The sequence below is a fragment of the Sphingomonas sp. SDUR79 genome (genome assembly GCF_056821745.1).
Map to the genome: position 1 here is coordinate 54,355 of NZ_JBPDIN010000002.1, position 14,649 is coordinate 69,003.

The 14,649-nt window shown below is 62.0% G+C and carries 17 protein-coding genes and 1 pseudogene; 11 read left to right on the forward strand and 7 right to left on the reverse strand.

Annotated features, from left to right (window positions below):
* Positions 1–18 precede the first annotated feature (18 nt).
* Positions 19–1,851, forward strand: coding sequence for a ParB/RepB/Spo0J family partition protein (locus tag ACRYLO_RS19450; protein ID WP_482661830.1), 1,833 nt, complete (start codon positions 19–21; stop codon positions 1,849–1,851).
* A gap of 244 nt (positions 1,852–2,095) precedes the next feature.
* Here ACRYLO_RS19450 and ACRYLO_RS19455 read toward each other — a convergent pair whose 3' ends face one another.
* On the reverse strand, positions 2,096–2,575 hold the full coding sequence (locus ACRYLO_RS19455) for a hypothetical protein (protein WP_482661831.1): 480 nt from the start codon (positions 2,573–2,575) through the stop codon (positions 2,096–2,098).
* A 335-nt stretch (positions 2,576–2,910) separates the two neighbouring features.
* Here ACRYLO_RS19455 and ACRYLO_RS19460 point away from each other — a divergent pair, with 335 nt between their 5' ends.
* From ACRYLO_RS19460 to ACRYLO_RS19475, 4 genes and pseudogenes are all read left to right on the forward strand, one after another.
* Positions 2,911–3,297, forward strand: a complete 387-nt coding sequence (locus tag ACRYLO_RS19460; protein WP_482661832.1) for a DUF3768 domain-containing protein — start codon at positions 2,911–2,913, stop codon at positions 3,295–3,297.
* A gap of 128 nt (positions 3,298–3,425) precedes the next feature.
* Positions 3,426–3,683, forward strand: a complete 258-nt coding sequence (locus ACRYLO_RS19465) for a hypothetical protein (RefSeq protein ID WP_482661833.1) — start codon at positions 3,426–3,428, stop codon at positions 3,681–3,683.
* A 2-nt stretch (positions 3,684–3,685) separates the two neighbouring features.
* Positions 3,686–4,060, forward strand: a pseudogene (locus ACRYLO_RS19470) (Fic/DOC family protein); the annotation flags it as partial.
* Between the two features lie 162 nt (positions 4,061–4,222).
* Positions 4,223–4,975 (forward strand): hypothetical protein, encoded by a 753-nt coding sequence (locus ACRYLO_RS19475; RefSeq protein WP_482661845.1) that lies wholly within the window; start codon positions 4,223–4,225, stop codon positions 4,973–4,975.
* Positions 4,976–4,999: 24 nt separating this feature from the next.
* Here ACRYLO_RS19475 and ACRYLO_RS19480 read toward each other — a convergent pair whose 3' ends face one another.
* The 5 genes from ACRYLO_RS19480 to ACRYLO_RS19500 form a co-directional block, all read right to left on the reverse strand.
* A complete protein-coding gene (locus ACRYLO_RS19480) occupies positions 5,000–5,215 on the reverse strand; it encodes a hypothetical protein (RefSeq protein WP_482661834.1) in 216 nt (71 codons plus the stop codon).
* Positions 5,216–5,303: 88 nt separating this feature from the next.
* Positions 5,304–6,566, reverse strand: a complete 1,263-nt coding sequence (locus ACRYLO_RS19485; RefSeq protein WP_482661835.1) for a Y-family DNA polymerase — start codon at positions 6,564–6,566, stop codon at positions 5,304–5,306.
* 3 nt (positions 6,567–6,569) lie between these two features.
* On the reverse strand, positions 6,570–7,001 hold the full coding sequence (locus ACRYLO_RS19490; protein ID WP_482661836.1) for a LexA family protein: 432 nt from the start codon (positions 6,999–7,001) through the stop codon (positions 6,570–6,572).
* Positions 7,002–7,324: 323 nt separating this feature from the next.
* Entirely contained in the window at positions 7,325–8,503 is a 1,179-nt protein-coding gene (locus tag ACRYLO_RS19495; RefSeq protein ID WP_482661837.1) for a zinc-dependent alcohol dehydrogenase, read from the reverse strand.
* 266 nt (positions 8,504–8,769) lie between these two features.
* Positions 8,770–9,360, reverse strand: a complete 591-nt coding sequence (locus ACRYLO_RS19500; protein ID WP_482661838.1) for a recombinase family protein — start codon at positions 9,358–9,360, stop codon at positions 8,770–8,772.
* A gap of 293 nt (positions 9,361–9,653) precedes the next feature.
* Here ACRYLO_RS19500 and ACRYLO_RS19505 point away from each other — a divergent pair, with 293 nt between their 5' ends.
* The 3 genes from ACRYLO_RS19505 to ACRYLO_RS19515 all read left to right on the forward strand — a co-directional run bounded on the left by ACRYLO_RS19505 (position 9,654) and on the right by ACRYLO_RS19515 (position 12,658).
* A complete protein-coding gene (locus tag ACRYLO_RS19505; RefSeq protein WP_482661839.1) occupies positions 9,654–10,514 on the forward strand; it encodes a replication initiator protein A in 861 nt (286 codons plus the stop codon).
* A gap of 481 nt (positions 10,515–10,995) precedes the next feature.
* On the forward strand, positions 10,996–11,799 hold the full coding sequence (locus ACRYLO_RS19510) for an RNA replicase (RefSeq protein ID WP_482661840.1): 804 nt from the start codon (positions 10,996–10,998) through the stop codon (positions 11,797–11,799).
* 538 nt (positions 11,800–12,337) lie between these two features.
* Positions 12,338–12,658, forward strand: coding sequence for a single-stranded DNA-binding protein (locus ACRYLO_RS19515; RefSeq protein WP_482661841.1), 321 nt, complete (start codon positions 12,338–12,340; stop codon positions 12,656–12,658).
* Here ACRYLO_RS19515 and ACRYLO_RS19520 read toward each other — a convergent pair.
* Positions 12,655–12,801 carry a YlcI/YnfO family protein gene (locus tag ACRYLO_RS19520; RefSeq protein WP_397587037.1) on the reverse strand — a complete coding sequence of 49 codons (147 nt, stop codon included), beginning with the start codon at positions 12,799–12,801 and terminating at the stop codon, positions 12,655–12,657. The genes ACRYLO_RS19515 and ACRYLO_RS19520 overlap by 4 nt on opposite strands.
* A gap of 153 nt (positions 12,802–12,954) precedes the next feature.
* Here ACRYLO_RS19520 and ACRYLO_RS19525 point away from each other — a divergent pair, with 153 nt between their 5' ends.
* The 3 genes from ACRYLO_RS19525 to ACRYLO_RS19535 form a co-directional block, all read left to right on the forward strand.
* Positions 12,955–13,146, forward strand: coding sequence for a hypothetical protein (locus ACRYLO_RS19525; protein WP_482661842.1), 192 nt, complete (start codon positions 12,955–12,957; stop codon positions 13,144–13,146).
* 5 nt (positions 13,147–13,151) lie between these two features.
* Entirely contained in the window at positions 13,152–13,892 is a 741-nt protein-coding gene (locus ACRYLO_RS19530) for a ParA family protein (protein WP_482661843.1), read from the forward strand.
* Positions 13,889–14,649, forward strand: a 761-nt coding sequence (locus ACRYLO_RS19535) for a ParB/RepB/Spo0J family partition protein (RefSeq protein WP_482661844.1), incomplete at its 3' end; no start/stop codon positions are given. The genes ACRYLO_RS19530 and ACRYLO_RS19535, both read left to right, overlap by 4 nt.

A 14,649-nucleotide genomic window follows, 5' to 3' on the forward strand; every position in this document is an offset into this window, starting at 1 on the left:
CGGATCAAGGATTTCATCATGGGTATCATCACCATCAAGCTGTCGCAGCTTCGCCTTTCCCCGCTCAACCAGCGCAAGGTGAAGCCGAGCGCCATCGACGCCATGGCCGACGACATTGCCGCGCACGGCCTGTTGCAGAACCTTATCGCCTACGAGGAAGATGGCCTGTTCTATGTGTTCGCCGGAGGGCGGCGCTACCGTGGGTTGAAGGAACTGGCGAAGCGCAAGCGGATCAAGAACAGCGACGTTTTCCCTGTCGAGGTCCGCGCCAAGGAAGAAGCCATCGAACTGTCGCTGATCGAGAATGAGCAGCGCGAGGACATGCACCCCGCCGACCGCATCCGTTCCTATGGCGCGTTGCGCGATGCGGGCATGTCGGCCGAGGACATTGCCGCCCGATCCGGCCTTGCCGTCAGCTTCGTCTATAAGATGCTTCGCCTTTCCGCGCTGGCACCCTCGCTGATCGACCTGATCGCCAAGGACCAGTTGACGCTTGAGGCGGCGCGCGCGCTCACCCTCACCGACGATCACAGCCAGCAGATCAAGGTTTGCAAGGCGGCGAACGGGCAGGCCCACGCCATTCGCCGGATGCTCACCACGGAGAAGATCGCGACCACCAGCGGCGCGTTCCTGTTCATCGGGCGGGAAACCTATGAGGCGAAGGGCGGGACGATCACCCCGGACCTGTTCAGCCAAGGGGATGCCGGTTACGCCGATCAGCCCGAGCTTGTGCAGGAACTGGCGGAAGAGAAGTTGGACGCCATCGCCGATGAATATCGCGCGATCGGTTGGCATGAGGTCCGCGCCTCGCTGGACCGGCCCTATGACCTTTATATGAAGGGCGGCATGTATCCCGCCACCCGCGAGCCGACCGAGGCGGAGGGCCAACGGCTTGCCGAGATCGAGCTTGAGATCGAGGCCATCGCGGAGAAGGAAGGCGAGGACAGTGACCGGATCGAACCGCTTGTCGATGAGCGGGACACGATCACCGAGGGACTCCGGGCCTTCAATGCGGAGCAGGTTGCAGTCGGGGGCGTGGCGTTGTGGGTTTCGCATGACGGTTCGCTCGGCAAGAGCATCTATCGTGCGAAGGCAGAGCCCAAGCCGAAGGCGGGCAGCTGCGAGCCGCAACCGCTCTACAGCAACAGCCTGTTCGCGGACCTGTCACGCATCAAGACGCAGATCGTGCAGGAAGCGGTCGCAGCCGACCCGGCGCTGGCGCTGGACATTGTGCTGGACAGCCTTGCGGGCCAGTTGCTTCACGGCGCGCATAGCTACCAGATGGCGCTTGAGGTTCAGGCCAAGACGGTCGCGACCGATGTTCCCGACGAGCTTATGGCGACCAGTGATGTTCGCCCCGTCGAGGACGTGATGGCGACCCGGTTTGCGTCGATCCCCGCCGAGGGGCGTTTCGAGGCGATCCGCGCCATGAGCAGCGACGACAAGATGGCGCTGCTGGCGGGGCTTGTCGCGATGACGGTGGACGGCACGGTGTTCTCTGGCGGTTCCCCGGGTAGGCGGCATCACCACTTCGAGCAGATCGCGCGCGCGAGCGGGGTGGACATTGCCGCCCGTTGGAGCGCCCCCATCGCCCTGTTCGACAAGATGCGCCGCGCCGCGATGATCGACCTGTTGCGCGAGGAATGCGGTGCCCCGAGCGCCGAAAATTGCGCCACCATCAAGAAGAAGGGCGACTTGGCGGTGAACGTGTCGGAGCGGCTTCCGGCCAGTTGGCTTCCCGCCCCCATGAAGATCGGTGCGTTCGATCAGCCGGAGGGCGAAGCGGAGGACTTCGACGGCGACATGGACGGCATCGAGGACGAGGACATGGCCGACGACGAGATGGCGTGACGACTATCGGGGGCCGGTGAAGATCGGCCCCCATCTTCCCCGTTTGGCCCAGCAGAGGCCCCGTCGCCGGCGCGACAGCCATGCCCTGCATGGCCGTCGCGCCCGCTGCCCTTTCAGGCCCGCGGGCGCCGCCCGCCCACAAGGGACGGGCGGCGCCGTGGCGACTTCACGACATCATGACGAGCTGCGCGACTTTGCATCAGCACGCACGATGATCGGCTCGCGCTCCGCTTGAGTGGCGGATTCAGCCTGCTGAGACCGCTACAAGTGTGCCACGTGGCACACCTCCTATCGGCATGAACGGGGTGTCCAGCAACGCCAACAGATCGCCCAGGGCGCGGCGTCGATAGGCGTTTAGCCAACGCCGGCGACGATGTTCGGCAGCATCATGGATCATGTGGCATCGCTGGCAGAGCGCGGCGAGATTGCGCGGCGCGTTGTCGGTCGGATCGTGGTTCAGGTGGGCGCACGCGATATAGACCCGCGTAACACGAACAATCGCGATGACCCCAGAGTCGGGCGCGCGCACCCGGCGTCCCCGGCCATCACGCCATTGCCGATGATCGGCGTCCCACCAGCGACCATCGCCCAAGTGGAAGACGCGCTTCCCATGCGGACGTCGGCAATGCTCACATCGTCCATTCGCGCGGCCGAACCGGATCAGCCTCGACAGCTCGGGCCAGTCGATCGGATAGAGCCAGCGATGTTCGGCCATGATCGGCATGACGATTCTATGAGTCAGCAGAGTCGAGAACGAAAGCAGAAAATCACCTAATTGACGTGCGGAGATCCGCACCGCGCATCGTGCCGCCGAGCGCGCTGCTTGCGCTCGGCGCGAAGGGGAACGCCAAGGGCGCCGCCCTTTCGTTCCCGAACGACAATCGACCGCCCGTGTAATCCGCCAAGCCCGGCACCCGGCGACGATCGCCGGCCGCGCTAGGGCGGTTCGCCCGCGCCAGCGGTAGATTCTCGCTCCCCCTCCCCATCCCGTCCTCGCCGGACAGGCAGGGCCGTGAGGCCGAGCGGCCTTGCGGCCCATGCCAAGAAGGAGGATCACCAATGCACAGCCCGGAACAACTCGCCGCCATTCGTCGTCTGAACGACGCGGCCCGCAGCAATCCCGGCACCAGTTCGATCGCCAATACCACGATCGGCTTTCAGGCACTTCCCGACGCGGATCGGTTCGCAGCGCTTGCCTCGATCGTTGGTTTCACGAAATTCGACGGCAACAATGACCCTTATGGGGAGCATGATTTCGGCGCCGTCTATCGCCTTGCGTCGGGACGATGGACGCAGGACCGCCCGAGGAGGGACAGGGATATTGCCGAGACCGTTTTCTGGAAGGTGGATTGCTATGACACCACCCTGACCTATGGCAGCGAAGCGCCATGGGATGAGCGGCAGACCAAGCGCGTGCTGACGATCATGTTAGCAAGCGAATACTGATAGCTTTTCGCAATGCGCTGCGTCCGAACGGGCGCGGCGCATGGTGAATCGATCGACGGATGGGACGAGTGATTTGTTGAGGAATCGCGACGGAAGGCGTAGTGTTAAGAAATTGGAAGGATGACGCGATGGCCCAGATCGATCTTGCAAAGCTGCGCGAGCGCGTCCGTAAGATGGACTTCGAGCGCGGCACCCCCGAGCAGGTCGCGTTGTGGCGTGAGGATGTAGCAGAGGCGCGGGCCAATCTTGCTATCGAAGACATGACGCCGACCATCGACGAAGATGCGATGTTCGCGATGATGCTCGACGAGGGCGTGCCCCCCGCACTTATGCCCTCCATCATCCTCAGCCTCTATCAGCCCGGAACACGCCAGATCGCAGCCTGAAATTGGCTGACGATCCCTACACATATCCCGGCACCGAGACTCTACGGAACCGCCTCGGGATCACCGACGATAAGACGCTCACCGAGGCAGAGCGACGGCTGACACAGGCGCGCGGCGCAGAGGCCGCGCGCCTGTCTTTTCCTGCGACGGATGAAGGCTACCGCGCGCTTCACAAACATCTGTTTCAAGACCTCTACGATTGGGCGGGCGAGGACCGCACCGTCAATATCGCCAAGGGGGGATCGAGCTTCGCCGCCGTCCCCTATGTCGCGCGCGAACTCGACAAACGGTTCGCGGACGTAAGCAAACAGAACAACTTCAAAGGCCTTGCTCGAGACGAGTTTTTCGACCGGCTTGGCGATCATATCAACGAGATCAATGCCATTCATCCTTTCCGCGAAGGCAATGGCCGCACCATGCGCCACCACGCGGCGCAGCTCGCCCGCGAGGCAGGCCATCCAATCCGCATTGCCGGGATCGACAAGGATCAGTGGATGGAGGCGTCCCGCCACGGTTTCCTGACAGGCGATCATCGCGGCATGGCCGCAGTCCTCTCTGCAGCAGCGATCAAGCGCGACCTCTCGCCCGAAGCGCGCATCGGTCCCGCCGGGATCGCGATGCTCCCCAAACGCGCCCCGCCTGAGGGGCAACGCTACCGGGTGACATTGACCAAAGTGCGCGAGGAAATGGAACGATATCTTCCCGCCGCCCGCCAGCAGGCGGCTGACCGGCTGCGCGGGCTTGTGAAGGAAGGCGCACCTTCGGCCGCTATCGCCAATGCGCGCACCGAACTGGCCTATGTCCGGCACGCTAAGGGGCCGGTCTATCAATCGCACCTTCTGACCTATCTCGGGGTCCGTCAGATCGATGCTGTCGTGACGCCCCAGCAGACGCCATTGGAGCGGGTCAGAGAGATCGGCGCGGCGCTCGGCGTCCAGATCAACAACCAGCAGCCCGCGCGGCTTCAGCGTGCCGTGCGCGCTCTGGAGAGGCCGATCCTGCCTCCCGGCTATTCACCGGGCCAGGAGCGGCTCGCCGCGACGTTCCTGAAGAATACCCCAGAGATGAACCACGCCGATACTCGGCTCGCGCCAGCACAGGCGATTGTCGACGCTGCCATGCAAACCGCGCGTGATCGTGGCGAGAGCGCACGCATGGTCGGAACGATTGGAGAGTCGACCCGGCAACTCGTAGCCGATCGGATCAAATTGGGGGACAAGCTCGATGCCGAAATCGGCAGCGCGACACCGGCGCAATCGCCGGCGTCGCGCGATAAAGACCGAAGCCGCTGACTGCGTAGGGCCGATTGAGGTTAGCTAGTGTAGCGGCCCCCTTCGGCTTCGCTCAATGTGCGCGTCAAATTCCGCCAACTGCGCCGGATCAATTTCCTCATGGGGTTGCAGCGGCCTGGCGCTGGCGGCCGCGTCGATCGCGGCTTGAAGATGGCAAGCGGCACACGTAGCACCTTCGCCATCACGGTCATAAATCGCCAATGCCCGTTTCATCAGCGACAGAGCTGTTTCGCTTTTCACGACGGACTTCCATTCTACTTTTCAATGCAGGTCCGCTCCACGACCAGAACCGAGCGCGTTGGTTGGTTCGAGGCGGTTGCTTCGCTGCTTATCGCGCGACGGGTATTTCCCCGATCTTCGTAGTCCAGGCCGGACTTTTCTGCGACCGCTTAGTATCGAACGATCGCGCGCCGCACCCCTGCGCCGCCAAGATCACTGTATTTCGACCAAAGCGGGAGTTGATCCCGTCCATTGCCGCCAGCAATCCCGGCGCTCTAGGATCGGCCGTGGCGAACAAGTCCGCTTGCCCTTTCCCTTCCGGCGTCAGATCCTCCAGCAGCACGCCGCACTTGGTATAAGCGCCCCCGGGCTGAAACATTGCTTCCATCATCTTCCCCGCGATCCCGACGATCACGCGGGGGTCATTGGTCGGAGGAGAAAGCCGTGCCGATCGCGATGCCGAGGGCGGGTTCGGCTTAAAGCGTGAGCCATGCGCGAACGCGATAAGCCGATTTGCAGCCAGCCCTTGCACACGTATCTTTTCGGCCGCGCGAGCTGCGCGCCGCGCCATTGCCTCGCACAGCTCGGCAAGGTCGGAGACGGGCTCGCCAAACTGGCGCGTCACGGCGGTCGCCTTGAGCGGTTCGGGTGCCACCTTGAAATCGTCGCATTCGATCCCGCCCAGCTCGCGCACGAGGCGTTCCAGCACGACAGTCCCGACGTCGCGCGCGACCGCCGGGGGCAGCGCAGCCAGGTCTGCCGTCGTTTGCACGCCTAGAGGCCGCAGCCGGGCTGCCAGTGCCCCTCCAATTCCCCACACCTCGCCAACCGGCCAATGTTCAAACAGACGCCGGCGCAGCTCGACGTCGTGGAGATCCACGACGCCGCCCCACACCTTTTCTGTCGCCTTCGCCAAGGCGTTCGCGACCTTCGAGAGCGTGCGGGTCGGACCCAGCCCGATCCGTGTCGGCAGTCCGACGGATCGAGCAATATCCTCGCGGACCGCGTGCGCGGTCGGCACATCGCCAAGGCCGCTCGCGAGCGGCGGCAGGCGGAAGAAACTCTCGTCGATCGAGTAGATTTCTACCAGATCGGAATGGTCGGCGATGACTGCGTTGAAGCGCCGGTTGAGGTCTGCATACAGCTCATAGTTACTCGATCGGAGCTGGATGCCGTGGCGCTTGATCCGATCGCGTATCTTGAAGACCGGCTCGCCCATGCGGACGTGTAGCGCCTTGGCCTCTTCGGAGCGGGCCACCGCACAGCCATCATTGTTCGACAAAACGATGACCGGCACGCCCCGCAGGCTCGGATCGAACAGGCGTTCGGCCGAGACATAGAAATTGGCGACATCGACGATCGCCCAAGACACGGTCTAGCGCCGATAATCGCGCACGCCGGTCCGCACGACGCCCCATATCTCGACGTCTTCGGCCGAGGTGGGTTCGTAGCGTTGCTGACTGTTGCGCGCTTCGAGGAATGCGGCGCCCCGGCGCCGAACGAGCTGGCGGCAGACAAAGCCGCCATCGACGATCGCGATTACAATATGCCCTTCTGCAGGGCGCGTGTCGCGATCAACCACCACGACGTCGTTATCGTGGATGCCAGCTTCGATCATGCTGTTGCCGCTGATCCGGAACACAAAACTCGCCGCCCGATCGAGCCTCAACAGCTCGATCAGGTTTATGGCGTCATCCTCCCAATCTTGGGCCGGGCTTGGAAAGCCGGCGCCTGCTGCGCCGACGACGCGAAGAACAGTCCCCTTCGGCACGTCGGCGAGCGGGACCGGCTGCATCAGAGGCAGCATGTTGATTCCCTTCGCGCTCTTGTAACTCGCGATAGAACGAAATGGGAACACACTCGATTAACGGCTTGTCGTTTTGTCCTCTGATGACGCTATTTCGCGCCTTTCCTGCACCCTGCAGGGCAGAGTGCGATCAGGCGTTGCGACTGATACGCCGATAGCGAAGACCGTTTTACCGGCAGTCAGAAGACTTAGAGTGAGCCTGCGGCTGGCGAACCGCTCTTCTTGATCGGAAATCTCGCAGGCGCGACACAAATGCACCCGCCGAAATCCCGGCGGGTGCATGACGATTAATCTCATTCTGTGGCGGAAGGTTCGCCGGGCTTTTAGCCGTGCGGCCGCATGACGACCTTGATTACCCCTTCTTTCTTATCACGGAATTTTTCATACATCGCCGGCGCGTCTTCCAGCGATGCGGGATGAGTGACGACGAAGCTGGGATCTATGTCACCCGCTTCGATGCGGGCAAGAAGCGGTGCCGTGTACCGCTGCACATGCGTCTGCCCCGATTTGATCGTGAGCCCCTTATTCATCAAGGCCCCAATTGGGATCTTATCCGCCATGCCGACATAAACGCCAGGGATGGAAACCGTGCCTCCCATACGGCAGGACTTGATCGCTTCGCGAAGCACGTGGACTCGATCAGTGGCCAGGAAAGTTGCGGCCTTCACCTTATCTACGACGGCATCCACGGAGCCGTGCGCCGATGCCTCGCAGCCCACGGCATCGATGCAGCTATCCGGCCCACGTCCCTTGGTGCGATCCTGCAGCTCCTCGTAAACGTCATCGACTTCATCGAAGTTGATCGTCTCAGCGCCGCCCGCCTCCGCCATCGCAAGGCGCTCGGGCAAATTATCGATGGCGATCACACGCCCAGCGCCCAACATCAACGCCGAGCGGATGGCGAATTGACCGACAGGGCCACATCCCCAGATCGCGACGGTATCGCCTTCCTCGATGTTGGCGTTCTCGGCCGCCATGTAGCCGGTCGGGAAAATATCAGAGAGGAACAGCGCCTGTTCGTCGGTGATGTTGTCCGGGATTTTGATGGGTCCGACATCGGCCATCGGCACACGGAGATATTCCGCCTGGCCGCCACAGTAGCCGCCCATCATATGGCTGAAGCCAAATAGGCCGGCTGGCGAATGGCCCATCGCCTTGATCGCCATCTCCGCGTTGGGGTTCGTTCTCTCGCACGCGGAGAACAGACCTTTTCGACAGAAGAAGCAATCACCGCAACTGATCGTAAACGGCACGACCACCCGGTCGCCGATCTTCAGGTTCGTGACCTCCGATCCCAAGGCGACGACCTCACCCATATTTTCATGACCGAGGATATCGCCAGACTCCATGGTCGGCATGTAACCGTCGAGGAGGTGCAGATCCGAACCACAGATTGCGCAGGCGGTGATCTTTATGATGGCGTCGCGCGGATGCTGAATTTCTGGATCGGGAACCGTGTCGACACGAACATCCCCCTTACCGTGCCAGCATAGAGCGCGCATAATCCATCTCCTTAAAAATCTTCGAGCGTTACGTTCCTCGTAAACGCGAATGCGGCCCGATTTATCCTACGCCAAATCGAGGCATCGTATTCAGCGGTCGCGCTGGTGAATTTCACCGTCATGCAGCATGGCTTCCGCTACAAGTGGCGGCAAACTCGAAGATTCTATCTTGAGATAGGAAATCCCTATGATCCATTCGACAAGCGGAGCTGTCGGGTCAGTTTCGGGAGGGTGGAATTCGTCAGCGCCGCTAGAATGCTAGGCATTCATGCGCCTGTGCCTTCCTTCTCCGCGCTGATCGCATCCTGCACCGGCGCCGGGAAATGACGATAGAGCGTCGGGACCGAGACGCCGATCGCCGGCGCCACCTCGCGCATCGTCATCCCCGATGCGAGGAGCTTGCGCGCCGCCTCGATCCGCTTGGGCGTCATTACCGTCTTTCGGCCGCCGATCCTGCCCTCGCGCTTCGCGACCATCAACGCAGCCGTCGTCCGCTCGCGAATGAGATCGCGTTCCATCTCCGCCAGCGCGGCGAGGATGCGGAACACGAACTTGCCCGCCGTTCCGGAAGTGTCGATCCCATCGGTTATCGATCGCAGGCCGATTTTGCGCTCTTCCAGCTCCGTCGCGAGGTCGATCAGGCCCTTGGAGGTGCGGCCGAGCCGATCCAGCTTCCAGATAACCAGCACGTCGCCGGCGCGCGCGTGCGACAGTGCTTCGGCCAGGCCAGCGCGGTTCGCCTTGGCGCCGCTCGCCTTGTCGCTGAACAGTTTCTCGCAGCCAGCCTCGCTCAGCGCCGCGAGCTGCGGCGATAGATCCTGTTCCGGCGTCGAGACGCGCGCATAGCCGATCAGCATAAACCGTTCTCAAAACTCATCTTCCGCGCCTATCACGACCCAACCCAATCGAGAAAGTGTTTTGATACGCGCTGCGGCCCTGCTACACGTTCTCACATGGTCCCGCTTCAAAATCGATCGTTTGCGAGACACACCGGCACGGTAGGTCGCCAAAAGCACGAAGGCGGTCGACGCGGATCGCAAATGGTCACCGAAAGCACGAACTTTTGGGTCGAATTGGTGCCTTTCCGAGGGGGGGCGGCTGATTCCAGCCCTCTCTTCGTGCTTTCAACGACCGTTTCCCGGGCGGCGCTATGAGCGACGCCGCCTTGATCCAGGGTGACTTGTTTGCGCTCGACAGCCCTTTGCTGACGGAGGTTCGGGGCGAGCGATCGTTGATGGCCTTCCCCTTCTTCGCATTGAGCAAAGGGAAATGGACCAAGCCGCTCGCCTACAAGACGGACACGGTGTCGATCGAGATCGTCGCCACGGCGAAGGGCGTGGCAACGATCTACGACAAAGAGGTCCTGCTATATATCGCCAGCCTTATGGTGGCGAAGCTGGACGCCGGCGTGGGGGTCTCCCAAGACTTCTACTTTACCGCTCACGATCTTTTCCGCGTCACGGGCGTCAACGGCTCGGCCCGGTCCTATACGCGCCTATCCGATGCACTGGAGAGGCTTCAAGGTACGCAGATCAAGACCAACATCGAGGCCGGGGGTGAGGGCCAGGCCGGATTTTTCTCTTGGCTCTCCGAAGCGCAGCTTCATTACACCAAGACGAAAACCGGCGATAAACGGCTGAAAGCCGTGAAGGTCCGGCTATGTGATTGGCTCTATCGCGCTATTCTGCGCGATCGGCGTGTGCTGGACTATGCGCCCACCTATTTCCAGCTCGGCCCGATCGAGCGTCGCCTGTATGAGGTTGCGCGGTCGGCATGTGTGCATGGGGCGGTTGACGTCGACCTTGATGAGCTGCGGTTGCAGCTCGGCTATCAAAGCTCGCTCAAGCATTTTCGCTATGAGCTGAAACGAATAGCCGATGAAGATAGCATCCCCAGCTTCACCTTCGATTTGATCGAGAGCGCGCCAACTCCGGACAAAGGGCGTTCGCGTCGAAATGCGGGTGCAGGTCGCGTCAAGATTACTCCCCGCCCCCTCCTCGCGACTGCCTGACCACTTCCGTTATTCGTCATTGCGAATCGGCTCGACGACGGGTGAGCTGATCGGTCGCCGAAAGCACGAATTTCGGTCCGCGAAAGCACGAAGTCGGGTCGCCAAAAGCACGAACGGCCGCCCGATCGGTCACTAAAAGCACGAACTTTTGTTGGAGTCGGTCAGCGAAAGCACGAACTTCAACTGTTTCGCTGCCCCACTTAATTCGCCAAAAATATCGGTGAGCCGGGAGCATCCTGCGATCGGCCAGAGGGAGCGGCCGTGACCACATAAACGAATGCCCGGCACGAAGGCCGGGCACCCTGGAACGTGATGAGCGATGCTTGCAGGCATCGATCGGGACGTAAGACACCCCCCTCATACCTGTTCCCGAGCTTTGGTTCAAGGGAGCGCGCTTCGCGCCACGCTCTAGTTTTGCCTGGTCCCGGCCCCTTGAAGGGGACGGAAGATGGGAGCTGTTACACTCGCGAGGGCGAGCTTCATGGCGCTCGAGCGCATCGAGCGCGAGCGTCCGAGATCGCGTTCGGGCACACCTAATCCGACGCGCGCGCATGTTCACCCGAACAGCCGGAAGGCCGGCACGTTCGAGGATGACTTCTTTTATAGCTATGCGAAGGGCGAGACCGATCGGCTCTATAAGAAGGCCGTGGAGTTGCTGAAGCTCAAGAACGCAGTGCGCCGCCTTGCGCGCGCTGAAGGGCGCCAACTCACCGAAGACGAACGGCTTGTCACGCTGATAACGCCCGCGGCGGTCCGCGTATTTGAGCAGCTTACCAATCTCGCTCGCAACTGTGCCGGCAAAGTGTTTCCGACGTGGGAATGGATCGAGACGCACACCGGCCTTTCCCGCGCCAGTGTGGGGCGCGGTCTGTCGATCCTCGCCACGATGGGCCTGCTTGAGAAGCAGCGCCGGTGCGTCCCGATCGATCCGCCCGCCGATCGCCCCAAAGCCCGCAATGCGCAGACGTCGAATGTCTATCGCATGAGCTTCCCCAATCGCCTCGCTCGCTTCCTTCCGCGCTTTCTCCGGCCCGTTCCGCTTCCCGACGACGTGGTGCAGCGGGAGGTCGATCGCATCGAGGAGATCGAGGCGATGCGGCTTTGGCGCTCGCCTCGCCAAGTGGTCGCCGAGGAAATCGAGGATGAGGGCCTGCGGCGCGTGCTGGACAGCCTCGCCATCGCGCTCGAGAGACAAGAGTCTCAAAAAAATGGTCAACCGCTCCTAGATTCATATTCTCTAGGGACAAATGGAGTTGGCCTAGTCGGCCAACGCTCTAACGCCTGACGGCGAGGACAGTCCTAGCCGAACCCATCGTGCAAAATCGTCACCGTCAGCACCTAGCCGATACGTCGGACGCGCCGCTCCGCGTCGCGATGCTCCCGAGAGGAGCAAGCGTTTACCGTCGCGCTCAAATAGCCGCCTTCGTGCCTGGTGCAGCCGTTTTTCGTCGACGAACGCGACCGTAGCGCCATGTCGTCAGCGCCGAGGGGTGCGCGATCGGCGCCGGCATCCTCTCTTCAGACGTTTCCGCCGTCCAAATTCACCGCGGTCGTTACGGCTTCCTCGACCGCCATCTTCTCATGTCGCTATCCACTTTCGGGCGCGAGATCCTTGGCGCGAAAATGAGGCCGTCACCTTCCGATCGGCTATTCCTGGATCGATGGGAAAATGGGCGCTGGCCGCCTTCTACGATCAAGCAAATAACCGGCTGCGCCTACGGTTTCCGCTGCGCGGACCCTCCGTTTTTTCGCTTGATCGCGGCGTCTGCACTCCCCTTCAATTCCCATCAGGAATGAGCCTGATCGATCGAAAGGACAGGACCATGCAAAATATCGCGGAGTTTCGGATCATCGGCCGGGTCGGCAAGATCAATCGCTATGACAAGGTGACGAAGATCAGCGTCGCCGCCAACTACAACCATCAGGAGAATGGTGAGTGGGTGACGGACACGCACTGGAACGAGGTGACGCTGTTCGGCAAGATGATCGAGCGCGCCGCCAAGGCGCAGGTTGGCGACTTGGTGCATATCGGCGGTGTCATGAAGGACAGCTCCTACGACACGCCCGAGGGCACGCGCTATACGACGGAACGGCGCGTCACTGGCTTCGCGGTTCTCGCCAAGGGTTCGGAGGATCGCGACTAAGAGCGGCCGGGGCCGCCTATCGGCGGCCCCTCTCGCCGGCGAAGCTCCAGCTCAACCGCCTCGCGCATGAAATCGGACTGGTTCTCGCCATCGCGCAGCACAGCCTTGATCCGGCCCAACGTCCCTTCCGGAAATCGAGCCATCGTCTTTTCCGCGTTAATCCGCGGGCGACCTGCCGTTCCTGATTTGCTAGTGGTCATCCGAAGCACGCATATTGTTGATACCACCTATTGACGTGATTTCAGATACCACTTATTACAGGATACGCCTTTCATCAAGGCGACGGAGGCAAAGCCATGTGGGATAATCTGCTGACGATCGGACTTTTCGTCCTGATCGCTTGGGCCGTCCTTCGGGGCGGTGGCAGCCGTAATCCGCGCATCTGGAGCGGCGATACCCCCGATGAGGAGGCGCGTCGCAACACGCGCACCGATTCGAATTTTCGCGGCTATGACCATTGGAACAACAACTCGGATCGGGGCTGGTAAGGCGCGTGGAGACCATTGCCATCAATGTCGAGAAGGGCGGCGCCGGCAAGACGATGATTGCCTGCCATGTGGCATGGCATCTCGCCGACGCTGGCCATCGCGTGCTGTTCCTAGACCTCGATCGACAATGCAACGCAACCGATGCGCTCGCTGATTTCGAGAGCCTTGGTACGTGCAAACCGCTGTTCGAGCCGGGTTACGAGCCCCCCGCGAGCTTTCCCCGGCTCGCAATCTACTCGAACCGTATGGGCGGCGAGTATGACGCGGACTATCCGCGCGCGCTCACCAACCTCAATGCGAACTTCCCGGCGCTCGATCCGCACTTCGACTATTGTGTCATCGATACGCCGCCGTCGTGGTCGTGGATCAATTTCGCGGCGCTGCTGGTATGTAATCACCTGATCGTGCCCGTCGAGCTGGGACCGTTCGGTCCCGCCGCGACCAAGCAGGTTTCGGACTCGATCGCGACGGTGAACACTAAGCGCCGCACGCCGATCCATGTCGTCGGGCTCATCCCGAACCGCGTGCGTGCGAACGACCGGCATCAGATGGATATGCTCGCGGCCATTCAGAGCAAGATCGGCCGCAACCTTTTCAGCACCTATCTTCCCGAGCGCGCGCACTACAGCCAGGCCATCCAAGAGCATGTCCCGGTGTGGCGCTTTGACAAGGACGTGCGAACCTCGCTTCCCCCGATGCGCGCGTTTCTCGAGGAAGCCATGACCCGGATCGGGAGCCACGCATGACAGACTTCACCGGCTTCGACGTTTTCAGCGAAAAGGCGGCCGTCGCGGACGCCGATCGCGTCCAGCTCCTCGACACCGAACTGCTATATCCCGATCCGGAAAACGTGCGCGGCGAGATCGATGAGGCCAAGATCGACGAAATGGCCGAGACGATCAGGGAGCGCGGCCAGCTTCAGCCGATCACCGTCGCGCCAAAGGATGCCGACGGGCGCTATCGGATCATGTTCGGCGAGCGGCGCTGGCGGGCGTGCAAGAAACTTGGCGTGCAGGTTCGCGCGATCGTCAACAAGACCGACGATATTGAACAGGTCCGCATCGACCAGTTCATCGAGAATGACCAGCGCGAGGATCTGTCGACGGCCGATATGATCCGGTTCGTCACCGGCCAGGTTGCGAAGGGGCGTTCCCTCGCCGAGCTGGCTCGCGCGACTGGCCGCAATCGCACGTTGCTGACCCGTTATCAGGGACTCGCCAAAGCGCCGGATTATGTTGCGGCGCTATTCGCCGACATTTCGATGCGAAGCGCCGTCGCGCTCACCCAAGCGGCCAAGACCGACGATGCAGCAACGCGGGCTTTCGTCGCCGACACCGCAGCCGAGGATATGACCGTGCTGGCGTGCGAGCGGTTCGCGCGCGACGTTGGCGCGAAGAAGTCCGCGCCGAAGCCCGAGCCGGTTCCAGCGCAGGAGGCCCCGCCCCCCTCGCCCGTTTCGGACGCGCCATCCGGTCCCGCGCCGGTTGCTACGCCGCCAGCGCC